This is a genomic window from Pararhizobium sp. LjRoot235 (assembly GCF_964254145.1).
Taxonomy (GTDB): domain Bacteria; phylum Pseudomonadota; class Alphaproteobacteria; order Rhizobiales; family Rhizobiaceae; genus Pararhizobium.
On the sequence record NZ_CAXUSP020000002.1, the window covers coordinates 1,020,120 to 1,044,783 of the forward strand.

Below are 24,664 nucleotides of genomic sequence, written 5' to 3' on the forward strand. Positions count from 1 at the left end.
CTGACAAACCTGACCCGCAGAAACCTGATGAAGGCTGCCGCCGCCACCGGCCTTGCCGGCGCACTTGGCAACCGCCTCGCAATCGCGGCCGACGAGCCGCTCGGCATCACCCTCGTGCTCCCGTCGCCGGTCGGCGACGTCGGCTGGGGCCACGCGCTTGCAGCCGGCCTCGAGCCGGTCAAGGCCGCTTATGGCGACAAGGTAAAGGTCACCGTTCTTGAAAACATTGCTGAGGGTCCGGATGCCGATCGCATCATGAACAAGACCGTCGCCGACGGGAACAAGTTCCTGGTTGCCGGCTCCTTCGGTTATCAGAACGGTGCCCTGCAGATCGCCCGCCGCGATCCGAGCGTCACCGTCCTGCATGCCTCCGGCTTCCAGTTGGCTCCGAACTTCTCGCCCTTCGCGGCGAGGTATTTCCAGGGTACCTACCTGCTCGGCATGGCTGCCGCTGCACTCTCCAAGACCGGCAAGCTGGGCTCGGTGTCCGCCTTCGCCATTCCGGAGTTGATCACCTCCATCAATGCCTTCACGCTGGGCGCCCAAACGGTGAAGCCCGACATCGAAGTGTCGGTCGTCTGGGTGAACTCCTGGTTCGACCCCGCCAAGGAACAGGAAGCCGCCAAGGCCCTGATGGCGCAGGGCTGCGACGTGATCTTCTCGAACGCGCAGGATACTCCCTCCGTTATCGCAGCCTGCGAGGAAGCGGGCGTCTACGCCTTCAATCTCAACTCGTCGATGAAGAAATACGCCCCGAAAACCTATCTCGGCTGCGTCGCGACGGACTGGTCGCCCTTCTTCAAAGCGTCGGTCGACGCCCATTTCGCCGGCTCGTTCAAGGGCGCCAATACCTTCCTCGGCGTCGCCGACAAGGTCATCGAAGTGGTCGACTGGAACCCCGACATTCCAGCTGACATGATGACAAAGATCAAGGAGATCGAGGCGAAGATCGCCGACGGCAGCTTCTCGCCCTTCACCGGGCCGATCACCAGGGCAGACGGCAGCGAAGGGGTGGCTGTCGGTGCGACGCTCGCCGACGGCGAGATCGTCGCCATGAACTGGCATGTCAAGGGCGTCGCCACGCCGCTGCCGAAGTAATCCATGACCAACCCGCTCCTGTCGCTCCGCGGCATTTCGAAAAGCTACGGCCAGATCCACGCCAATCATGGTATCGATCTGGACGTGGCCCCGCAGTCGATCCATGCGATCCTCGGAGAAAACGGGGCGGGCAAGTCGACCCTGATGAAGCTGATCTATGGCGTCGAGCAGCCGGACGACGGAACCGTCGTCTGGGAAGGCGAGCCTCTCAGCCTTGCCTCCCCCGCGGATGCGAGGCGCAGGGGGATCGGAATGGTCTTCCAGCACTTCTCGCTTTTCGAGACGCTGACGGTCGTGGAGAACATTCACCTGGTCGTCAAAGGAGGCAAAACCGACCTCACCGAACGCATCCGCTCACTTGGTCGCGACTTCGGCCTCGAAGTCGATCCGCTCGCCCATGTACACGCCCTTTCCGTCGGCGAGAGGCAGCGGGTGGAGATCATCCGGTGCCTCATGACCAATCCGAAGCTGCTGATCCTCGACGAACCGACCTCCGTGTTGCCGCCGCAGTCGGTAGACAAGCTCTTCGACACCTTGCGCCGCCTGCGCGACGGCGGCATATCCATCCTGTTCATCTCCCATAAGCTCGAGGAAATTCGGGCGATCTGCGATCACGCGACGATCCTGCGCGGCGGGCGCGTCACCGGCAATGTAGACCCGCGCGACCACGATGCCCACGACCTTGCCCGCATGATGATCGGCCGCGACATGCCGGAGCCCATGCCGGCGCTTCCCCTGTCTGGCGGTGAAAAGCGACTCGAGATGATCGGTCTCGATCATCGGCCCGATGACCCCTTTGCCGTGTCGCTCTCCAATATCAGCCTTGCGGTGCGTGGCGGCGAAATCCTCGGCATCGCCGGGATTTCGGGAAACGGGCAAAACGAGCTTGCCTCGCTGATCTCCGGTGAGACGGTGCTGCCACGAGAACAGCGCGACCGGATCTATATGATGGGAAAGGACGTGGGCACACTCGACGCCGCTGCCCGACGGCAGCTTGGCTTTGCCTTCGTACCAGAAGACCGGCTCGGACGCGGCGCGGTCCCCGAAATGTCGCTGACCCTCAACAGCCTGCTGACAGCGCACCCACTCAAACTTCTTCGGCACGGTCTTGTCGACAGGGCAGCCGCGCGGGCGTTCACCAATGAGTGCATCCGCCAGTACGATGTCCGTACGCCCGGTCCGGAAGCGGAGGCAGGCGCGCTCTCCGGCGGCAACCTGCAGAAGTTCATCGTGGGACGCGAGATCATGCTGTCGCCAAAACTGCTTTTCGTGGCGCAGCCGACCTGGGGCGTCGACATCGGCGCTGCAACCGCCATTCGCAGGCGGCTGATCACGCTGCGCAACGAGGGCATGGCCATCCTCGTGATTTCCGAGGAGCTCGAGGAGCTTTTTGAACTCTGCGATACCATCCAGGTGCTGTACCACGGCAGGCTGAGCCCGCCACTCGCCACGCGCGACACGCGACCCGAGGAGATCGGCCGGTATATGATGGGGGCACATTCGTCACCCGAAAAGGCGCTCGCATGAGCGCCTTGCCCACGGCCTTCCTTCCCACCCTTGTCCGCCGGGAGCGCGCCTCGCTTGCGGCAACTCTGCTTGCGCCGCCCCTCGCGCTGGCGGTAGCCACCATTCTCAATCTGGGGCTTTACGTGCTGATGGGCCGCGATCCGGTCGCCGTCGTCTACGCGATGCTTCTTGAGCCCTTCCTCTCCTGGGCGTCTTTCTCGGAGGTGCTGCTGAAGACAGGTCCTCTCCTCCTTATCGCACAGGGCCTGGCGATCGGCTTTCGCGCGAAGGTCTTCAACATCGGAGCCGAGGGCCAGTTCATTCTCGGTGCGATATTCGCCTCCGCAATACCGGTATGGTTTCCGCAGGCAACGGGCCAGTGGATCTGGCCCCTGATGCTGCTGCTTGGCGCCATCGGCGGCGCCCTATGGGCTTCGATAACCGGGTTTTGGCGCGTCAGGCTCAACGCAAACGAGATCCTCGTTTCCCTGATGCTGAGCCTGGTTGCCGGGCAACTCCTCAACTACCTGCTCCTCGGTCCCTGGAAGGACCCGAACGGTTTCAATTTCCCCCAGTCCGTGATGTTCCAGTATGACGCGATGGTGCCGATCCTGATATCCGGTACCCGTGTCAACGTCTCGCTGCTCCTGACGCTCGCCCTGTCGATGGCGGCATGGGTCTTCATGCAGAAGAGCTTCATCGGCTACAAGCTCCAGGTCGGCGGGCTCGCGCCGCGCGCTGCCGCTTATGCCGGTTTCAACGAAGGGTGGGCGATCTGGCTTTCGCTCCTCATCGGTGGCTTTGCCGCCGGGCTCGCCGGTGCGGCCGAGGTCGCCGGTCCCCTCGGCCAGTTGCAGCGCTCGATTTCGACCGGTTACGGCTATGCTGCTATCATCGTCGCCTATCTCGGCGGCCTGCACCCGATCGGAATCGTCTTCTCCGCCCTGTTCATGTCCGTTGTCTATATCGGCGGGGACAATGCCATGGTGTCGGCAAACTTGCCGATCGCGGCGGTCCGCGTCTTCCAGGGCAGCCTCCTCATCGCCTACCTCATCGCCGCGGCCTTCGTGCGGTATCATCTCGAGTGGCGCCGTGTCACTTACCGGAGCCAACCATGAACGCCATCGAGTTCATTCTTGCCGGCATGCTCGCGGCCGCGACGCCGCTTCTCCTTGCGGCCCTCGGTGAGCTGGTGGTCGAGCGGGCCGGAGTTCTCAACCTCGGGGTGGAGGGATTGATGGCGTTTGGCGCGGTGCTCGCCTTTATCATCGTCTATCATGGCGGGGGGCATCTTATGGGTTTCCTCGCCGCAGGTCTCGGCGGCGCCGTCCTTTCCCTCATTTTCGCCGTCGTGGCGCTCGGATTTCGGGCGAACCAGGTGGCGACAGGTCTTGCGATCGGCATCCTCGGCCAAGGTCTCTCGGCGCTTTTCGGCAAGACCTATGAAAGCCTGACGGTCAAGGGGCTTCCAAAGATTGCCATACCCGGACTCTCCGAAATACCGGTCATCGGCAGCCTTTTCGTCCAGGACATCATCGTGTGGCTTTCCCTCGTCGTAACCTTGGCAATCTGGGCGACTTTTGCCTACACGAAGGTTGGTCTCGTCGTCCGGGCTGTGGGGGAGAACCCCAAAGCTGCGCACGCCATCGGCTATTCGGTCATCTCAATCCGCGTCTTAGCGATCGCATTCGGCGGAGCGATGGCTGGCTTTGCCGGCGCTTATGCGGCAGTAGTCTACACACCGCTCTGGGCCGACGGGATGATCGCCGGGCGTGGCTGGATCGCGATCGCACTCGTCGTCTTCGGCACATGGCTTACCGGCCGGATCTTCCTCGGGGCCAGCCTCTTCGGCGCCGTCTCCCTGATGGGGCTTGCAGCCCAGGCGACCGGGCTGGACGTTCCCTCACAACTGCTTTCGAGCCTCCCCTATCTCGTCACCATCATCGTGCTCGGCATCATTTCGGCAGACCGCCGCCTACTCAAGCTGAACGGCGTTGCCTCGCTCGGTGAACCCTTCGAACGCTAGTTGGGATGGCCGCGCGAACCTTTTCCGACCTCCGAGTGTCGTCTCGAAGACATGAAACGCGGTGAGTTCCCGCCACGCCTGTTCTGAAGCAGACCGGTCCTACGAGCAGGCGAGCTACGCAGTCCAGGACACGGCGGACGTGGTTGCAAAACACTCCGCCCGATTCCCGCGCAAGACAAGGCGGAGTTGCCCTCAGGATTTTGAATCAGGTCTGGCAGGCGACATGGCAAGCCAGATCCGTCCGCAGCCAGTTTGACAGGAGGGCCTGATCAGGCAAGTGTTCTTTGTCCCAGGACCAAGGACGGTCAGAAGCCTACCTTTCTCAGGAAATTTGAAGCGTGCGGTTTATGGGCCAAAGCTGCGAAAAACCGCACGGCCCGTCGCTACCGAATTACGTCCGATAATGTCTCGCACGCCCAGAATCACCTCTGTCAATCGTCCTGGATCGGTAGAATAGCCTCAAGAAGCCGTGTTTCCGCGGCTTTTCTCGCCCTGATTGGCTGGATTCTCGATCGCGTTCAGTCGCAAGATCTTTGCTGGATCGGTGGACTGCGGACGCCGAACGGCAGCAGCACCCTTTTCCTTCTCACCCACCAAGTGCCGTAACTGCCGAATTTCGGCCATGGATGCCCACGGGCGCGTTTTATCCGCTCCCGAGTGTCGTTGTACCAAGAAACCCTCCAGGCGCGCTGTACGGGGCTGCAAATCGATCAATAAAATGTATGTGCAAAGGACCCTTTTCTCAGACATTGCATAACTGCAAAAACTCAGCCAGAATCCGCCCATGTCTGAGCCCTATAACGCACCCTCCTCGTCCCCACTGCGCCGTCTTGTCGGCTATGCCCGCGTTTCGACCGAGGATCAGGTCAACGACGCCCAGGTCGATGAACTCAAGGCAGCCGGCTGTCGCGTCGTGTATGAAGAGCACGAATCTGGCGTGGCGCGCACGCGTCCGGTGCTGGCAAAGCTTTTGCGTGACATCGTTGCCGGTGATGTTTTCGTTGTCGTGCGTCTCGACCGTCTGGCCCGATCCGTCAGCCATCTCCTTGAGGTCATCGACCAGTTGGAGCAGCGTGGCGCGCATTTTCGTTCACTGCGCGACCCGATCGATACGTCGACATCCCAGGGCATGTTTTCGTTGCAGGTTCTGGGCGCCGTCGTTCAGCTCGAGCGTACGCTGATCGCCGAGCGCACCAAGGCGGGGATGAAGGCGGCTAAGGCGCGTGGACGGTTGGCTGGCAATCCGGGGCTGCGGGAGCGTCGGCCAGACGCCGTCCGGGCCGTTTCAGCCGCACGCCAGCAAGCCTATCTCGACGATCTCATCGCTTCGGCACAGACGTGGTTGCCGACGGTGCGCCGGTTGAGGCCGCACCACAGCTGGGACGACGTCGTGCGCATCCTCAATCGCAAAGGGAATGACTGGACCGTCGAACGGCTGCGGCGCGCCGTGCATCGCCTGGTTCGCGAACGTTTGGCAGAAGCATCATTGATAAAGCGATCGCCAAAGCGGCCGCCGGAGGACCGGCTGATGACACTTGTCGCTGGCATCGCCACTGCCGATCCGGATTTAACGCTGCTTGAAATCGGCCAACAGCTGGAGCGCATGCACGAGCGGCCGCCACGCGGTGGGCGCAAATGGCAAGCCTCTTCGGTCAAGGCCTTGCTGGATCAGGCCCGCCGGCTCGGTCTCGTGACGCCCCGTTGAGTGTCCGCCTCACGAGGCGGATAAGCAGCCGGTCTCGTGCCGCGCTGCTGCCGCTAAAGGGGCCGGGCTGCGTCAACCTCACCAAGGCCGCCAGGCTGGTTCGGGCCGGTGCGGCCAGATTAAAAATGCTACAGCGCCATAATCGCCTATCGCCGAGGCGATAAAACCTGTTCCTGGGGAACGCGCCCCGCGCAGGACCGATCAATCCTCATCGCCGGCCGGCACCTCGATCGGCTCGCGGACGGCGGACAGGATCGTGCGTTTTCCAACATGGTTCGCCGGCCCGACAAGCCCTTCCCTCTCCATTCGCTCGACGAGTGAAGCGGCCCTGTTATAGCCGATCTGCAGGCGGCGCTGGATGTAGGAGGTCGAGCACTTCTTGTCACGCAGCACAACCTTGACCGCCTTGTCGTAAAGATCGTTGCCGTCTTCTTCAGCCATCGCGCCCTTGTCGAAAACCGCGCTGTCCTCCTCCGCGGCCTCGTCGGCATCCTCGGCATCCTCGGTCACCGTGCCGAGGTATTCCGGGCGGCCTTGCATCTTCAGATGCGCGACCACCTTCTCGACCTCCTCGTCCGACACGAAGGGGCCGTGGACACGCGCGATCCGACCGCCGCCGACCATGTGCAACATATCGCCCTGCCCCAGCAGATGCTCTGCGCCCTGCTCGCCGAGGATCGTCCGACTGTCGATCTTGGAGGTCACCTGGAACGAGATGCGGGTCGGGAAGTTGGCCTTGATCGTGCCGGTGATGACGTCGACCGAAGGGCGCTGCGTCGCCATGATCAGATGGATGCCGGCGGCGCGTGCCATCTGAGCGAGCCGCTGGATGGCACCCTCGATCTCCTTGCCTGCGACCATCATCAGGTCGGCCATTTCATCGACGATGACGACGATGTACGGCATTGGCGCGAGGTCCATTTCCTCCTGCTCAAAAATTGCCGCGCCGGTCGAGCGGTCGAAGCCGGTCTGGACGGAGCACAGGATCGTTTCACCCTTTGCCCGTGCCGAGGCGGCGCGCGCGTTGAAGCCGTCGATATTGCGCACGCCGAGCCGCGACATCTTGCGATAGCGGTCTTCCATCTCTCGCACCGCCCATTTCAGCGCCATCACGGCCTTTTTCGGATCGGTAACGACCGGCGTCAGCAAATGCGGGATGCCATCATAGACAGAAAGCTCCAGCATCTTTGGGTCGACCATGATCAGCCGGCATTCCTCCGGCTTCAGTCGATAGAGCAAGGACAGGATCATCGTGTTGATCGCAACTGATTTTCCCGAACCCGTGGTGCCCGCGACCAGAAGATGCGGCATCTTGGCAAGCTCTGCCACCACTGGCTCCCCGCCGATCGTCTTGCCCAGGCACAGCGCCAGCTTGAAGCGGGTCTCGCCGTAGTTTTCGGATTCGATCAGTTCGCGGAAATAGACCGTCTCACGAACAGGGTTCGGAAGTTCGATGCCGATGACATTGCGACCAGGAACCACGGCGACGCGGGCGGACAAAGCTGACATCGAGCGGGCGATATCATCCGAAAGGCCGATGACCCGCGAGGATTTCACGCCCGGCGCCGGTTCGAATTCATAGAGCGTAACCACAGGACCCGGCCGCACATCGATGATCTCGCCGCGAATACCGAAATCCTCCAGCACGCTCTCCAACAGACCGGCGCTTTGTTCCAGCGCCTCCTGGGTGATGATTGCAGTTTCCTGAACACACGGTTCCTGCAAAAGCGTAACGGGCGGGAAAACGTAGTCGCCCGTGTCGACAACAATCGAGGTATCCGTGGTTTTAGCGACGATCTCAGGCCTGATCTCCGGAACCGGTCTAGAAGCAGTCAACGGGTGTTTTGCGTCGTCGACCGGCTCGACAGGAGCCCGGGAGGCTGAAAACGCGGATTTGACTTCGGCCAGTTCTCGCAGCGGCAACTTCGCAGGCGCTTTGGCAGGCAAGGGCCTTGCGACAAGGAGCCCTGCCTGCGGCGCGCGGGCGATGACGATTTCCCGATAGAGCGCCGTTACCGAATCCGGCGCCGCCTGAAACTCTGGCGCCTGCCAGCGGGCCGCAGGCGCCAATACGTCCATATCAGCGTCCATATCCATGGCACTCCAGAACACCTCATCGGAGACGTCGTACAGTGCGTTCGGTCTTTTCACGGGCGTCCAAATCTCTTGGGCCTGCGAATCCTCGCCAGCTGGAAAGCAGGCGAGATCGATGGCGCCGAGCTCTGCAGCTTCGCAGACCGGATTTGCCTCCGCCTGCATTTCAATTTCCTGCTTCAAACGCAACGAAAGCAGTTGAATGCCTGTTGCTGCCGGTTCTTCCTGCGCTAAAGCAACGGGCGGTTCAGTTGTCACAGGATTTTCGCCGGTCGGCACAGCATCATCAGTGGCGCTCGCGCTCGTCCCTGTTTCAACGTTCGGATATGCCGACGCTGCGTGCTTCCTGCTTTCAGAGGTCGAACGCTTCGAATAGGCGCTTTCCGGTGTGCGGGTGAACCGCACGTTGGGCCTGAGCACAAAGGCGCTCTGCCACACCGGAGCATCGCCCCGCCCCTCGATCTCGCTTGCGGCCATGGCATCGGTGTCCGTCCTGGACGCATTTTCCTCGCCATTTGCATCAATCGGCGAACCGTAAACACGCCGCTGATGCTCGATTTTCGCGAGGTGATTGTCGTGGTCTGCGGGGTGCTCTCCCGTGTGATCGAAGGGGTTCGAAAAATTGGTTCGGGAAAGACGCATGGGGACCTGCTCACTCATAATTCACGGGCAATGGGCGTACCCTTTTCAATAGAAAATAAAGGTTAATCACCTCTTTCTAGCCTGCCATTCTCACAGAATTTCCATTGGCTCTGGCGAGTGACATGAGCATCGGACCGATGGCAAATTCACACCGTTCGGCGCGTCGTGTCAGGTCGCGAAGATAAGCGCCGGGCGAGTTGATATGCTCTGCCCGCTCGAGAATGCAGGCGATGACGGTGGCGGCGTTCTCCGGTCCGAGAATGGCGCAGGCCTGCTGGTAGGCATCGGGGCTGACGCCGAGCATCGAACGTACGACAACCGCGGCTGCCATCAAATCGCGCCAGGTCGAAATCGTTCCGCCGGCGCCGTAGTCGGCAATTTGCGGACACGTCTGCAGCACAAGCGCCAGCGGAAACGCCTTGATGGCGGTGCTTGGTCTGCGGCGTAATGCTTCACCCACCGGCCGGGCGTTCTTAACGCCGTGTTTACCATGATCGGCGCTTTCTGGTTCGTTCGGCGCGAGGATTGCTGGTGGATGGAGTTCGGATTGTGTGCCCCGCGTCGTTTTGCAGGCGGGTTCAGATTCAGATGTGGAGTCGGTATGTGAATTCTGTATGTGCCGTTCATTTTGAAAGGGATTGCCGCTTAATTTCCGTGAATCAATGTGCATTTCCAAGCGATTGGTGATCGCCTCGCGCAGCATCTCCATCTCTTCGAGGGCCGTCATCAATACGTCCGGTGCTGGTGTGCGCGGAAGGGCCGTCACCAAGGCGCGGAAATGCAGGCCGACGACCTCCCAGTCGCCCGTGGCGCCCTCCTCGACGGCCGTTTCGAGCAGTTTGGCGACATCGCGCCGGCAAAGCGTCAACCGCTCGCGAAGCCGTAGCAGATGCAGCCGTTCGGCCGTCACTTGGGCTGCAAGGCGTTCGATTTCATCCGCGCGAGCCAGAAGCGGCGCCAGGGAAAAGCCGTAGGCGTCGTCGATGGCGCCCGCACGGTTCCTGCGCACGTAGCGTTTGCCGTTGGGGCTGTCCTTGCGGACGATGAGACCGGCGTCGACCAGCACCGCCAAATGACGTCTAATCGTCTGTTCGGTCATGCCATGGGAGCGCAGTGACAACTGGGCATTGGATGGGAAAACAACGAGCCCGTTTACTTCCGAGAGTTCATCCTTCGGATAGAAGCTCAGAAGTGCGCTCATGACCGCGAGCGAGCGATCGGTGACGCCAATCAGCGGCCTAGCTTCGCATAACGCCCTATAGAGTTTCCACTTGTCGACTGTCTTGCCGTTTTCGATTTCTCGCGCCATGACTTGATTGGCTAACATGCCAAGCGTCATCGCCCGCCGCCCAAAGGGCGTCGCCACACTTCCACCGTACATCGCCTCTGCCTTTCGTCGGGGCAAAGCTACTCAGCTCGTCAAAATGACGCCGATCTCAATGAAGAGACTTGACTACGATTCCAGGAAGTGTGATTCTCTCAGTCGCCAAACAGTCGAGAAGGGCTTCCGGAATGCATTTCGGGGGCCTTTTTCTTTGCCGATTTTTCGTCTGCTACCTATCCTTCGATAGCGGTTGATCTTAAGGCGCCCACGATGGACGCCCGGCGTAAGCTAGTGTCGGCCATCCTGTTTGCGGCTGGCCGTAAATTCGGCATAGAGATCGTCCAGCCGATCGGCGAGATAGCTGCCGAAATCGGGCACCTGCCGCTCATCGAAAACGATCCGGGTCTGAACATCGTCCCGCTCGATCCGCGCTGCCTTCCTGCCCTGCGGGTTCTTCCATTCCTGTGCCTTTGGCTTTCTCTTCGCAGGCTCGGCGCCAAGCATTTCGAACACGCGACCAAACCGCGTATCGCTGTCAGCCGCTAAAAATTCCGCGTCCGCGACCAGGGCATCGAGCGTGTTCTGCTTCCGCTCCATCCGATCGGCCAATGCCGCCCAGCGCGCCCGGCCAGCCTTTGGCGCCGGCCCGATCGCCTGAACCAGGTATTCCGGAATACTGCGCGCGATGGAAATGTACCGGCTGAGGTCGGCCTTGTCGGTCGAGAGCGCGGCCATGATTGTCGTCCGGTCGTAGCCGCCATCTTCGAGGCGCCGCGCGAACTGCGCTTTCTCGATATAGGATAGATCCTGCCGGTCGAGATTTTCCTTGCCCTGCGCGATGACGAGTTCGTTGTCCGTCAACTGTTGAACAATGGCCCTGACCGTCTTGCCAAGCTTGGCTGCAGCTCTCAGACGCCGGCGGCCATAAGCCACCTGGAAGCGCCCGGGCGTGGCGGCCTGAGGCCGAACGAGGATCGGAACCTGTTGGCCATTTTCTCGAATACTCTCGACGAGAGCCTCAAAACCGGGATCGACCGCTATCGAAATACGATCGCTCACAGACGAGCTATCGATATGCGACGGATCCAAGTCGATCACAGTGGATCCGGACGCCAGCTGTTCCTGCAACTTGGCGGCGCTGCGCGCCCCCTCAGTCATTTCCTGCAGCGACGCGCCCATCGCCGAAATGGCGCCCGTGCGGACGCGATCCGGACTTTTTTCAACGCCTGCAACTGGCGCCGAGCCTTCCGGTTTGCGCATGAACAACGTGTTAACGGTATCTTTTCGGCTCACGGCAGATCACCCTGATTTAAAAAAAATTGAGCCGCGCCGCTTTGGCAACAGCAGATGTTGGGAACTCCCAACAGGGGTGAGATAACCCTTGGACCCAGGGGCGTATGTCACCTGAATGGTTCCGTCCGGGCGAGGAACGGGCTCGCTTGAAAGACCCCGTTGGGAGTTCCCAACAAACTACTGGACGGGGGAGGGGTGTATTCATTTTGGCGTGCGCCCCCACGCCAGCCGAATGAGGGATTCAACTTCACCGTTCACGGCGTCGAGGGCCTCCATCGCACGGTCATAGGTCGAGCGCGTCAGATTTTCCCGACCGATCTCGTAGAGTGTCTGCTTCGTCAGGCCGGCATCGGAAACCGCTGCCGACTTCACCATCGGATTGGTCATGACGTGATCGTCGAATAGATTGCGGAGGAGGGCGGTAACCTTGGTCTGCGGCGCGTCCTGAGGCTCGTAACGAGTGAGGAGATAGCGGATGAAATCATATTTCAGTTCGCCGCCAGCCTCGCGAACGACGGCCAGGAGGTCATGCGTCATCAACAGAAATTGGCTCATCGACGCCACATCGAGCATCTGCGGATGAACCGTCACCACCATCGACGTGGCCGCGCAAAGGCCACTTAGCGTCAGGTAGCCGAGCTGCGGCGGGCAATCGATGACGACGACATCGTAGCCTTCGGCGATTTCATCGAGCGCACGCGCCACGCGGGTAAAGAAAATCCCGTCTCCATCGCGAGAGCCGCGGGTCAGTGCGCGCGGCGTCGTATGCTCGAACTCCATCAGTTCAAGATTGCCCGGTACAAGATCGAGACCGTCGAAATAGGTGTTGCGGATGACGTCCGCCAGCGGACGCTTTTCCTCGTCATAGCGGATGGCGGCGTAAAGCGTCTCGTTCGATCCAACATCGGTTTCCGGCAGGACACCGAGGAGGGCGGAGAGGCTTGCCTGCGGATCGAGATCGACGGCGAGCACGCGATATCCTTGCAGTGCCAAATATTGCGCCAGGTGTACAGATGTGGTCGTCTTGCCCGAGCCGCCTTTGAAATTGGTGACAGCGATGACCTGGAGATGATCGTCGGGGCCGCGGCGTGGCACGAAGTTATAGGCTTCGCGGCCCCGCGCCGTCTGCGCCAACTTCTCGCGCAATTCGTTGATCTGCCGCAGCGTGTAGAGGCGGCGTCCGTTGCTGGTGAGCTGGGGCTGCGGTCCTTCGCCGGCAAGCGTCATTTTGCGCAGAGTCGAATCCGACACACCTATCAGGCGAGCCGCCTCGCCTGACGTGAACCGCCGCAATGTCTTGCTGGCCGTTGGTGGAAAGAGCGCCTCGCTGATCGCTTGCAGCTGCGAGCTGATAATCCTCGCATGATCGCCGATCGTCTCGTCGACGGTCTGGCGCTCAATCTTGGTCGCATGAATTGCATTGCTCACGTTCAAAAACTTTCGTCACGGTAAAATGGGCGGATGAGGGATATAACCGTGACGATACGCAACGCAACGATTCGTGCAAGAAGTTATTGGTTAACAGAAGGTTAACGCAACGGAGCAGGAAATTGAATCCGCCGTTGTCCAAAACACGATTCACTCATGAATCCAACGCGTTCTTGTTCTTCGCCGAAGCGCCGCGCCGCGAGAGCAGCAACCAAATGTTTCATGTTAACAATCATGCAGCAATCGGCCCGATATGTGCAACCGGGAGGGTGAAATGCGCGACTCACGCAGCCTTTGGCGGGTTTTCTCCCGAATCGCGGCGCACAACTGCACCATCCAAGGCTGTCGCCTGTCGGTTGATCCGACAGGCACCTTTCTTGGCCGCCGCCGGAACAATCCATTTCGTCGCGCGTTAAGCGCCGGGTCGATTTCTGTCGACATCAACCACCGTGTTTTGCAACGATGTGAGGATGTGCAGATGAACAACCTGTTGCCACAACTTCATGAAGGACACGCGCCGATCACGCTGCACCAGTTGTTCCGCGACGCCCTGGAAGCCTACGACGATTGGGTCGAAGGTGCAGATGCTCCGGTTGTCTTCTATCAGGGCATGCCTGTGCCGATCGGTATCGTGTTCGATCACATGCGCAATTGCACGGACATTCTGCCGAACAATATGGTCAGCGCCATTACCGAGCGGCTGACAAAACCTTGGAGCAGCGACAGCCCGCTTGACGAAATGACCTTTTCGACAGCGGCGCGCGTGATGTGCGTGCTGATCCGAAAAAGAGAGTTGCAGCGCAGCGCCAGCGATATCAACGCTTTCATCCAGCGGTTCGAAAAGCGCCGCTCCAATCGCATCGACCGTTGAGGCTGTGCGGAAAACAAAGCCGCTCGGCTTTGCCCCTGTGCCGCGGCCGTCAACTCCAGTTTCTATTAAGTAACGGAAATAAATCGAAGAATCACTGGGCGTGAAAACGACTTGCTGCTATGCGCTTCCCGTGGTTAAATGACAAAATATATAGAGTATACCGTGTATTTGCGAACTGGCATTGAGTGACAGTGCCCAGGTTCAACAATCCAGCCGCATGGTGCGGGGGGAGGGGGACGATATGACGGTTCACGGTTTCCCGGCGTCTTATGCCGGTCAGCATTTGCAGATCGCCATCGTCGGCCGCGGATTTTCAGGCTTGATGATGGCAATCGCCCTTATGAAGTCCGTCAGCCAACCGTTTCAACTGCGCATGTTCGATCCGCAGCCGGTCATCAGCGGCGGCCAAGCCTTAGCAACGGCACGGGCAACCGAAATCCTGAACAGCCGCGCCCGCGATCTCTCCGTTTCAACCGGCGAGCCTAGGGATTTCACACGCTGGCTGCAGGCTTACCAGCATTTTCGCGAAGCCGTCTCCGCCGCGATCCCGGGCTTCGGCCAGATCTTCGTGCCAAAGGCCATCTTCAGTGACTATGTCTATCAGCGGTTTTCCGAAGCGCTTGCCGAGCGAACCGATGTCAGCATCCAGATGTCCCATGAAGCCATCACAAGAATCCGGCGCAATGAAACCGGCCGTTTCACGCTCGGCCTGGCCGATGGCAGCGAAGCCGCTTATGATACGGTCGTCCTGGCAACGGGCTATGGTTTGAAAGTTCCTCCGGAGGGGAAGGAGCAGGATACCGAAGCGGCTCTGCGAAATCCCTCCATTCGCGCCCGGCATGTCGTCGTCATGGGCAACGGGCTGCGAGCGGTGAACCAGGTCCTGCAATTGCGTGACGGCGGATTTGAAGGCCGGATCACGATCCTGTCGCGCCGCGGTTTCCTGCCGCAGCCGCACACCCGGATGCCCGCGGATGCCGTCTGCCCGTCGCAGCCGATGCCCTCGCAGCTTCGCCATATCGTCCGGTTCGTGCGCAAAGCCTGCGCGCAAGCCGAAGAAAACGGCTGGAGTTGGCAGGCCGCAATGAACGGCCTGCGCAAGCGGGCCCGCACCCTGTGGGCGTCGCTGCCGCCAAGCGAAAAACGGCAATTCAATCGTCATCTCAGGGCCATCTATGACAGCCACCGCAACAGGCTCCCGGCGGATGTGCATGAAAGGCTCGAACGTGAACTGGCAGGCGGCATGACGGAGCTGAAACGCGGGACCACTCTGAAGCGGAGCCCCGATGGGCTTATCGTACGGTGGGCCGGTCAGTCCACGGAAGAGCACTTTGCCGCAGACGAAGTCATAGACTGCCGTTGCCTTTCGCCCGACTTGAATGATCCTGTTGTCGCCGACCTGCTGCGCGCGGGCCTCGCGAGCACGGACGAACTCGATCTCGGCCTGGCCGTAAACCCGGCTGGCGAACTGCTTACCCCCTGCGGCCGGCCCGCCGGCCTCTTTGCCATCGGTCCGCTTGGCCTTGGCTCGCTTCCGGATATCGATCTTGTGCCCGAGATCGTGACGCAGGCTTACACCGCTGCGACGTTGATCAATGCGCGATCACGGCCGCAATTGCAGGCGGGCTGACTGACGGGCGGGACGCCGCCAAAAAAGACTTGATGCCGCGGCCTGCGGGGTCGCGGGTCGAATTCAGCCTGTAAAATCCGCCAGTCCGACCTCAGGAGCGGGAGTGGCCGCAAGGAGATATCGCAGGTTGCGCATTTTTATGTACCATCCCGCGATTAAATGGTGATGTTCAACCGTTAACCAGAACAGTGACTGCGAAAAGGTCGCTGCGCTGGCTCGGTTGACAAACAACAGACAAGCCTGAAGAGTAAAACCGGTCAAAACCGCAGCGTTGGGGAGGACTTTCGTCTATGCGCGCGTTTATCCGGTTTTCAGCCATCATCCTCGCCGTCCTTGCATTTTCGCCCGCGGTTCATGCGGCCGAAACGGGTCGGCATGTCGTTACGACAGAGAACAGCGACTATTTCGGCTTTGACCTGCGCACCGAGCAAAATGTCACGCTCGACCAGTGCGAAAGCGTCTGCATTGCGGACTCATCCTGCCGTGCGTTCACCTACAATCCCAAGGTGAAATGGTGCTTTCTCAAATCCGACTACAACACGCTGAATACCTTCAACGGCGCGATCGCCGGCAAGATCGTCGACGCCGCCTCGAGCGAACCGGATATCGGCGCGCCGCCGGCGCTGCCGTTCCTTACTGAGCGACAACTTGACGATGCCCGCACCGCCAAGGATAACCTCGCGCTGGAGCCGGACCAGGAAGGGCAGGGGGTCAACGGCCTGATTGCCGCCGCCCATCGCGAACTCGCTGCCGGTAACATTGCCCCGGCGCTGAAGGCTTTCCAGGGAGCCTTGTCGATCACCCCGGATGACGGCGACCTCTGGATAGAAGCAGCAAGAGCGGCCAGTCGCGTCTACGGCAATACCGACTTTGCCGTCCAGGCGTCGCTCGCCGCCATCAACGGCTACCAGCTTACGCGCACCACCCAGTCCCGCGCAGACGCTCTGGCTGTTCTTGCAAAGGCGCTGGAAAGCTCGGAAAACTTCCGCGCGGCGCTCAGTGCCTACAAGGCCAGCCTTACGATTGGAGAGGCAAAGACGGTTCGGGCGGCCTATACCACCTTGAAAACCAGACAGGGCTTCCGCGTCACCGAGCACACGGTCGATTCCGACAGCGCCATGCCACGGATCTGCGTCCAATTCTCCGAGCCGCTGGTCAAAGCTGGCGTGGATTATACCCCCTTCGTCACGCTCGACGGGGCACCGCCCAAGGCGCTCGAAGCGAAGGGCAGCGAAATCTGCGTCGAGGGCCTGAACCACGGCCAGCGCTACAAGCTGGCCTTCCGCCAGGGCCTGCCGTCCTCCATTTCCGACGAGCCCCTCCAAGCCCAGGTCAATCTTGACGTCTATGTCCCGGACCGCGCAGCGATGGTGCGTTTCACCGGCGACAGCTTCGTGCTGCCGGCAACCGCCCGCCGCGGCATTCCGCTGGTCTCGGTCAACACGACCAGCGCAAACCTCAAGCTCTATCGCATCGGCGATCGCAACATCGCTTCGCTACTTACCACCTCTCAGTTCCTGACGCAGCTCGACGGATACAGCGCCCAGCGCATCCAGGACGAAAACGGCGAGACGGTCTGGCAGGGCTCGATCGACATCTCCACCGAACTCAACAAGGAAGTGGTGACGAGCTTTCCGGTGAATGAAGCGTTGCCGCAGCGCAAGCCGGGCGTCTATGTCCTGACCGCCGTCTCGGGTACCGGAGCGACAAATGAATGGGACAGCCAGGCGACGCAGTGGTTCGTCGTCTCAGACATAGGCCTCTCGACCTATTCCGGCACCGATGGCTTGAGCGTTTTTGCCCGGTCCCTTGCGACGGCAAAGCAGATTGCCGGGGTCGAGCTGACGCTGCTTGCCAAGAATAACGAAATTCTCGGAACGGCGACCACCGACGCTCAAGGCCGCGCGACCTTCGATGCCGGTCTGTTGCGCGGCACCGGCGCCATGATCCCCGCGGTGATCACGGCAAAGGGCGGCAACGACGATTTTGTCTTCCTCGACTTGACGCGCGCTGGCTTCGATCTTTCCGACCGCGGCGTCACCGGACGCGCGGCTCCGGGTGCGATCGACATACTGACCTGGACCGAGCGCGGCATCTATCGCGCCGGTGAGACCGTGCACGTTTCCGCATTGGCGCGCGACAGCGCCTCCGTTGCAATCGAGACGCTGCCGCTGACCTTCATCTTCATGCGCCCCGATGGCGTCGAGGATCGGCGTGTCGTCAACGACGGCGGACAGGCAGGGGGCTACGCGCTTGATCTCACCCTGCAGCCGAACACGATGCGCGGCACATGGACTGTGCAGGTCTATACCGATCCTAAGGGTACGGCGATCAGCGAAAAGCAGTTCCAGGTCGACGATTTCGTGCCCGATCGGGTCGAGTTCGACCTGGCGAGCAGCGTCAAGCAGATCGAAATCGGCAAGTCGGCGCCGGTCACCATCGACGGCCGATACTTGTATGGCGCACCTGCAGCGGGCCTCGAGCTCGAAGGCGAAGTCGGCCTGAAGCCGACGCGCGAAAGCGCCGATTTCAAGGGATTTTTCTTCGGCTTGGCTGATGAGGAAGCGACGGAAGACAGCCGCTCGCCGCTGGAGGCCTTGGAGCCGCTTGACGAAGACGGCAAAGCTACATTCGACGTCAACCTCACCGAAACGCCGTCGACCACCCAATTACTCAACGCCACTATAGCGGTGCGCGTTCAGGAAGCCGGCGGCCGGGCTGTTGAGCGGTCGCTGACACTGCCCGTCAGGCCGGAAGGCTCGATGATCGGCATCAAGCCGGAGTTCACCGGTGAACTCACGGAAAACGCTGTCGGCAAATTCCATGTCATCGCCATTGACCAGAACGGCGACAAGCAGGCGAAATCGGGCCTGACCTGGAAGCTGCTGCGCGTCGTTCAGGACTATCAATGGTACCGTGACGGCACCGCGTGGAAATACGAGCCCGTCATTTCGACCAAGCAGGTGTCCACCGGCAAGCTCGACGTCACCAAGGATGGGGGTGAAATCTCCCTTTCGGCCGGCTGGGGCCGTTACCGGCTCGAAGTCGAGACCGCCGATATCGACGGACCAACATCCAGCGTGGAATTCGATTCTGGCTGGTATGTCGCCGCCAACTCGACGGAAACGCCGGATGGTCTGGAGATCGCTCTCGATAAAGAGAACTACACGATTGGCGACACCGCCAAGCTCAGGGTCTCGCCACGGTTTGCCGGCGAGGTTCTGGTCACGATCGGTTCGGAAAAGCTGATCGCCACGAAGACCGCCACCATTCCCGCCGAGGGCGGTGACGTCGACATTCCGATCACCGAGGACTTTGGCGCCGGCGCCTATGTCACGGCAACCCTCTATCGCTCGGGCGACGCCCTGGAAAGCCGCATGCCGATGCGCGCCATCGGTATCAAATGGCTGGCCGTCGATCCGGCTGACCGCAAGCTCTCCGTCAAGCTCGACCTGCCAGAAAAGACGCTGCCACGACAGACCCTCAACATCCCGGTCGAGGTCGCCGGGGCAGGGGTGGGCGAGGAAGCCTATGTGACGGTTGCCGCCGTCGATGTCGGTATTCTCAACCTGACACGCTACGAGGCGCCCGATCCGGACGGCTGGTATTTCGGCCAGCGCCAGCTCGGTCTTGAGATCCGCGACCTCTATGGTCGTCTGATCGACGGTTCGCTCGGCGCCACAGGACGTCTGCGCACCGGTGGCGACGGCGGCCAGATGCCGCTTCAGGGCAATCCGCCGACCGAAAAGCTGGTGGCCTTCTTCTCCGGCCCCGTTGAGCTCGATGCGAGCGGCAAGGCGATCATCAGTTTCGACATCCCGCAGTTTAACGGGACGGCCCGCGTCATGGCGGTCGCCTGGTCAAAAACAGGCGTCGGCCATGCAAGCTCCGACATCGTCATCCGCGACCCGGTCGTGGTGACGGCAAGCCTGCCTCAATTCCTGGCGCCTGGAGACAAGGCCGAACTTCGCCTCGACATTGCCAACACCGACGCCCCCGCCGGAGATATCAATCTCAAGGTGACGAGTGGCTCGTCCGTGGTGATCGACAGCGCCCGGGCCGAGCAGACGTTTGGCGTCAAGCCGGGCGGAAAATTCGATCTGACGCTGCCACTTTCCGGTGTTCATCCGGGAGACGGTGAAATCATGATCGAACTTACGAGCGCTGACGGACTGTCGCTACGGCAATCCGTCTCCGTTCCGGTGCGGCCGGCATCCCTGCCGGTCACGACACGTCATCCCGTCACCATCGAGCCCAATGCCAGCTTGAAGGTGGACGGCGAATTGCTGGCCGAAAGCATGCTGCAGGGGTCGGCGGTCAGCATTAGCGTCACCCGCGCCGCGGCTTTCGATATCCCGGCGCTGCTGACCTCACTCGATCGCTACCCCTATGGCTGCGCCGAGCAGACGACCAGCCGGGCGCTGCCGCTGCTTTATCTCAGCGAGCTTTCGAAACAATCCGGCCTGCCGGAGGATACGGACGTTCAGAAGCGGGTGCAGGAGGCGATCTACCGGGTCCTCTCCTACCAGTCGTCAACGGGCAGTTTCGGCCTGTGGAGCCCGGGCTCCGGCGATCTCTGGCTCGATGCTTACGTCACCGACTTCCTGGCCCGCGCACGCGAACAGAAATACCAGGTCCCGGATCAGGCGATGGTGCAGGCTCTGGATAATCTCCAAAACGCGCTGAGCTACGATGTCGACGTCAAGAGCCAGGGTAACGAGATCGCCTATGCCCTCTATGTGCTGGCCCGCAACCGCAAAGCCGCAATCAGCGACCTGCGTTACTATGCCGATACGAAGCTTGCCGAGTTCCCGACACCTCTTTCCAAGGGCCATCTGGCTGCCGCACTCGCGCTTTACGGCGATGCGCAACGCTCCCAGAGTATTTTTGGCGACGCGCTGCAGATGGCCATAGGCACGAGTACCAGCCTGCTCGACCGCTCCGACTATGGCTCGCCGCTCCGCGACAATGCTGCGGTGCTGACACTGGCGGCGGAAAGCCGTCCCATACCGGCGATCATTCCGCAACTCGCCAAGATCGTCGCCCGCCAATGGGAACATCAGTCCTATACCAGCACGCAGGAACAGATGTGGACCCTGCTCGCCGCGCGGGCGATCCAGGGAGGTGATCAGGATCTGAAGCTCGACATCAACGGAACGGCGCGCAGCGGCGGGTATGCCGCGCGTCTGACCGGCGACGAAATTCTCGACCAGCCGATCACGATCAGCAACCGGTCCAAGGATCCGGTTGCCGCTGTCGTCACGACGGTTGCAGCACCTGCCTTCCCGCTGCCTGCCGGCGGCAATGGCTTCACGATTCAGCGCACCTATTACACGCTTGATGGCGAGGAAGCCAACATTACACAGGCCAGGCAGAACGAGCGTTACGTGGTCGTTATCAACGCGACGGAGAGCAATGCCTGGCCGTCTCGCGTGCTGATCACAGATCTTCTCCCGGCCGGGTTCGAAATCGACAATCCGAGCCTCGTCGACAGCGCCAAGCTCTCTAACTTCGAATGGATCGGCGAGATCGAGGCGGCGCATACGGAATTCCGCAGCGACCGTTTCGTTGCAGCCTTCGACCGGTCGAGCGGTGACGATCGGGCGATCACGGTCGCCTATGTCGTGCGCGCCGTCACGCCGGGAACCTACGACCATCCGGCGGCCAGCATCGAGGACATGTACCGGCCGCAGTTTTCCGCGCGCACCGCCATGGGGCGCATGGAGGTACAGGCGGTCGAATAATGTCGCTCCGGTGGAAAACCTGCGCCGCGCTGCTCTGTTTTGCATTTCTGTGCGTCACGGCAGTGTTGGGCCTTGAGGCCGCCGACCGCGCCTATCCGCCGCCCCTCGACAAGGCGCGCACCGTCTCTGCCGAAGTTCTCGATGCGGACGGCCAGTTGCTGCGCGCTTTCGCGACGCCGGAGGGCCGATGGCGGCTGAAGACGACGGCAAAGGACGTCGATGCGCAGTTCCTGCGCATGCTGGTCGCCTATGAGGACCAGCGTTTCTGGCAGCATGGCGGTGTCGATCCCCGGGCCTTGGTGCGGGCCGCCTGGCAATTCGCAACCCACGGCCGGATCGTCTCCGGGGCATCGACGCTGTCCATGCAAGTGGCGCGATTGATAGAGCCGCGCGAGGGACGTTCCTTTACTGCGAAACTTCGCCAGTTGGCCCGTGCCATTCAGATCGAGCGGCGGCTGAGCAAGGCGGACATCCTGGATCTCTATCTGACCCACGCGCCCTATGGCGGCAACCTCGAGGGTATCCGCGCGGCAAGCCTTGCCTATTTCGGCAAGGAACCGCGGCGACTGACGGTTTCTGAAGCGGCGTTGCTCGTGGCGCTACCACAATTGCCCGAAAAACGCCGACCCGACCGTCACCTTAAGGCCGCCGAGACGGCGCGCCAGCGGGTTTTGACGCGCATGGCTGTTTCCGCCGTCATCGGGGAAGGGGAGGCTGACCGCGCAGCTGGGGTTGTCATCCCAAACCGCCGGCTACAGCTCCCGGCTCTTGCGGCCCACGTCGCCGAAACGGCCTTGCGCAAGGAGCCGAAAGCCATCCAGCACCAGACGACGCTCAGGCGTCCCATTCAGAAGGCGCTCGAGGCAGTCGCGAAGGACGCCGCAGCGAAACTCGGACCACGCGTTTCCATCGCAATGGTTATGGCCGATGCACGCACCGGAGAGATCGTCGGCGAGCTTGGCTCCGCCGACTATTTCGATGCCGGCCGCTCCGGATGGATCGACATGACCCGCGTCTCCCGCTCGCCGGGCTCGACCCTGAAACCTTTCATCTATGGTCTCGCCTTCGAGGAAGGCCTCATTTCGCAGGAAACGATCATCGAGGATCGTCCTGCGGATTTCTTCGGCTACCGCCCGCGCAATTTCGATATGACCTATCAGGGTGACGTCAGCATCCGGCAGGCGCTGCAGCTGTCGCTCAACGTGCCGGCCGTGCGGCTGCTCGACGCCGTCGGGCCAAGCCGGATGATGATGCGTTTCCGGCGCGCCGAAGTCAGGCCCGTCTTGCCGCCGAATGAGGCGCCGGGTCTCGCGATCGGGCTCGGCGGCCTGGGCATCAACCTGAAGGACCTGGTGCAACTTTACACGGCATTGGCCAACCGCGGCAAACCCATGCGGCTTGGTGACGGCATACAGGACCAGCCGGGGCAGATCGAAGGTGAGCCACTTCTCGATCCGGCCTCGACCTGGCAGATCGCCGATATCCTGTCCGGTGTCTTGCCACCGGCAGGCGCCGTCCAGCGTGGCATCGCTTACAAGACTGGAACGAGCTACGGCTACCGCGATGCCTGGTCGGTTGGCTTTGACGGCCGCTACGTGCTCGGCGTGTGGGTGGGCCGACCCGACAATGGGGCTGTTCCCGGCCTGACCGGTTATGCAACGGCAGCGCCGATCCTGTTTGAAGGCTTTGCCAAATCCGGGCTTGCGATAACGCCCTTGCTGCGCGCCCCGGCGGGCGCCGTTCGCATGGCCCAGTCCGAACTGCCTATCAGCCAGCGGCGTTTCTCGCTAACCTTGAGCGGTCTTGTCTCGGCAACGGTTCGTGAAGCGGCTCCGCAGATCGTCTATCCCCCGGAGGGCGCACGCGTCGAACTCGGTGTCGATACTGCGGGCGTACCCATGCCGCTGGTCCTGAAGCTGCAGGGGGGGAGGGCGCCGTTCCGCTGGCTGGCAAACGGCAAGCCATTACCGGAAACGTCAAGGCGCCGCGTCAATCAATGGGTTCCCGACGGAACAGGTTATTCGACGCTGACGGTCATCGATGCCGCAGGCCGTGCCGCAAGCGTTCGGGTTTTCCTCAATTGAGGCGGCTGCCGTGCCCTGTGCGAGAAAATCTGTACTGCAGCCCCAAATTGCACTTCCATGAATGGGGATTCACGAAATGCGCCCTTTGAGTTAACAGTGCTGAACGATCCGATTCGTCTCGATTCGCATTTGCGTCCTGGCATTGACATCCACTAAAGCCGGATGATTTTAGGTCGAATCGACCTAAAATCTGAATCCGCTCTAGAATCAAAGAAGTAGAGCATGATTTCGGCGGAAAACCGCTTACACTTTTCGGCATCATGCTCAAGAGCAAACGGGGGCTTTTTGCCTGTATCGGCATTTCCATCTTCGCGATATTTACTCGCTGGCTTTGTGATAACCGCTGCGCTTACAGGCTGCGGCGCCCGCGAGGGCGTAAGGCTGTCCGATACCGCAGTGACGGTTCCCAGCGAGACAGCATTCGCGCTGCCGCCGCCCGGCGGGCCGGCGGTCGTCAACATTGTCGAGCGCCGTTTCAGCAATAGCACCCAGCAGGACATCTTCCTTTTCACGTCTGCATCCACACCAGGCCAGAATGTCCTGCGCGTTCAATTGTTCGGGCCGGTCGGGTTACAGATGGACGGACAGAAGGCGCTCGGTAACTCTTCGATCCAGGCGAGTGAGATTGTGAGGGAAATGCGCCGCGAGCTTCCCGGCGTCGCCCTCGTTCAGTCGCCGCTCTACCTGCAGAACAATTACGGCCCGTTCAGCTACGCATACGGCCGCGGTCACGGCAACGATGCTTGTCTCTATGCCTGGCAGCAGATCCGCTCGCCCGAAGAGGCAAGGACGGTCTTCCAGAACCGTGGCACGATCCAGGTCCGTCTGCGCCTCTGCGAGGATGGCGCGAGCGAAGAAAAACTGCTCAGCACGATGTACGGATACACCATTCGCGCGGCCTTCAACGTTCCAGGGTGGAACCCTTACGGCGAACCGCCGAGCGTCGATCCGACATTGGGCCGCACCGGAAACCCGATCTATCCGAAAAGCGAAGACCTGCGCGATTCACCGGTGGACAACGCGAGACCCCGTCCCGTTTTGCGACAGAGACAAGTGGCTCGCGCCTCGGAAAACAAGGTGCCGGTGAAACAACCGGCTTCGGCTGAAACCATTCCTTTACCAACCGGCGCGGATATAGACGCCGTCGTTGTTCCTTCGCCGGACTGTATGACACAGTCGGAAGGTGCCACGCTGTGCAAGTAACCTCGGCATGAACGGG

General features: G+C 61.2%; 14 protein-coding genes and 1 pseudogene. 11 read left to right on the forward strand and 4 right to left on the reverse strand.

The features are described 5' to 3' along the window. From ACSQ2Z_RS25495 to ACSQ2Z_RS25520, 6 genes and pseudogenes are all read left to right on the forward strand, one after another. Complete coding sequence (locus tag ACSQ2Z_RS25495) at positions 1-1,098, forward strand: BMP family ABC transporter substrate-binding protein (RefSeq protein ID WP_436084158.1); 1,098 nt, start codon at positions 1-3, stop codon at positions 1,096-1,098. A gap of 3 nt (positions 1,099-1,101) precedes the next feature. Continuing rightward, positions 1,102-2,625 (forward strand): ABC transporter ATP-binding protein, encoded by a 1,524-nt coding sequence (locus tag ACSQ2Z_RS25500; RefSeq protein ID WP_436083974.1) that lies wholly within the window; start codon positions 1,102-1,104, stop codon positions 2,623-2,625. Continuing rightward, positions 2,622-3,722 carry an ABC transporter permease gene (locus ACSQ2Z_RS25505; protein WP_436083975.1) on the forward strand — a complete coding sequence of 367 codons (1,101 nt, stop codon included), beginning with the start codon at positions 2,622-2,624 and terminating at the stop codon, positions 3,720-3,722. The genes ACSQ2Z_RS25500 and ACSQ2Z_RS25505 overlap by 4 nt, the downstream gene beginning before the upstream one ends. Continuing rightward, positions 3,719-4,630, forward strand: coding sequence for an ABC transporter permease (locus ACSQ2Z_RS25510; protein ID WP_436083976.1), 912 nt, complete (start codon positions 3,719-3,721; stop codon positions 4,628-4,630). Before ACSQ2Z_RS25505 ends, ACSQ2Z_RS25510 begins: the two co-directional genes overlap by 4 nt. A 71-nt stretch (positions 4,631-4,701) precedes the next feature. Then, positions 4,702-4,899, forward strand: a pseudogene (locus tag ACSQ2Z_RS25515) (hypothetical protein); the annotation flags it as partial. A gap of 515 nt (positions 4,900-5,414) precedes the next feature. Then, complete coding sequence (locus tag ACSQ2Z_RS25520) at positions 5,415-6,335, forward strand: recombinase family protein (protein WP_436083977.1); 921 nt, start codon at positions 5,415-5,417, stop codon at positions 6,333-6,335. A 201-nt stretch (positions 6,336-6,536) separates the two neighbouring features. Here the strand turns inward: ACSQ2Z_RS25520 and ACSQ2Z_RS25525 are convergent, their stop codons facing one another. The 4 genes from ACSQ2Z_RS25525 to repA form a co-directional block, all read right to left on the reverse strand. Further along, positions 6,537-9,071, reverse strand: coding sequence for a DNA translocase FtsK (locus ACSQ2Z_RS25525; RefSeq protein ID WP_436083978.1), 2,535 nt, complete (start codon positions 9,069-9,071; stop codon positions 6,537-6,539). Between the two features lie 76 nt (positions 9,072-9,147). Beyond that, on the reverse strand, positions 9,148-10,452 hold the full coding sequence (gene repC / locus ACSQ2Z_RS25530) for a plasmid replication protein RepC (RefSeq protein ID WP_436083979.1): 1,305 nt from the start codon (positions 10,450-10,452) through the stop codon (positions 9,148-9,150). A gap of 231 nt (positions 10,453-10,683) precedes the next feature. After that, complete coding sequence (repB, locus tag ACSQ2Z_RS25535) at positions 10,684-11,688, reverse strand: plasmid partitioning protein RepB (protein ID WP_436083980.1); 1,005 nt, start codon at positions 11,686-11,688, stop codon at positions 10,684-10,686. Between the two features lie 201 nt (positions 11,689-11,889). After that, the gene (repA, locus tag ACSQ2Z_RS25540; protein WP_436083981.1) at positions 11,890-13,116 is read right to left on the reverse strand and encodes a plasmid partitioning protein RepA; all 1,227 of its coding nucleotides are present in this window, start codon (positions 13,114-13,116) and stop codon (positions 11,890-11,892) included. A gap of 478 nt (positions 13,117-13,594) precedes the next feature. On the opposite strand from repA, the gene ACSQ2Z_RS25545 reads away from it, so the two are divergent. The 5 genes from ACSQ2Z_RS25545 (at position 13,595) to bcsN (ending at position 24,648) form a co-directional block, all read left to right on the forward strand. Beyond that, positions 13,595-13,987 carry a hypothetical protein gene (locus ACSQ2Z_RS25545; RefSeq protein WP_436084159.1) on the forward strand — a complete coding sequence of 131 codons (393 nt, stop codon included), beginning with the start codon at positions 13,595-13,597 and terminating at the stop codon, positions 13,985-13,987. Between the two features lie 241 nt (positions 13,988-14,228). Continuing rightward, positions 14,229-15,617 (forward strand): FAD/NAD(P)-binding protein, encoded by a 1,389-nt coding sequence (locus tag ACSQ2Z_RS25550; protein ID WP_436083982.1) that lies wholly within the window; start codon positions 14,229-14,231, stop codon positions 15,615-15,617. 290 nt (positions 15,618-15,907) lie between these two features. Continuing rightward, a complete protein-coding gene (locus ACSQ2Z_RS25555) occupies positions 15,908-21,361 on the forward strand; it encodes an MG2 domain-containing protein (protein WP_436083983.1) in 5,454 nt (1,817 codons plus the stop codon). After that, positions 21,361-23,445, forward strand: coding sequence for a penicillin-binding protein 1C (pbpC, locus tag ACSQ2Z_RS25560; protein WP_436083984.1), 2,085 nt, complete (start codon positions 21,361-21,363; stop codon positions 23,443-23,445). Before ACSQ2Z_RS25555 ends, pbpC begins: the two co-directional genes overlap by 1 nt. A 222-nt stretch (positions 23,446-23,667) precedes the next feature. After that, positions 23,668-24,648, forward strand: coding sequence for a cellulose biosynthesis protein BcsN (gene bcsN, locus ACSQ2Z_RS25565; RefSeq protein ID WP_436083985.1), 981 nt, complete (start codon positions 23,668-23,670; stop codon positions 24,646-24,648). Positions 24,649-24,664: the final 16 nt, after the last annotated feature.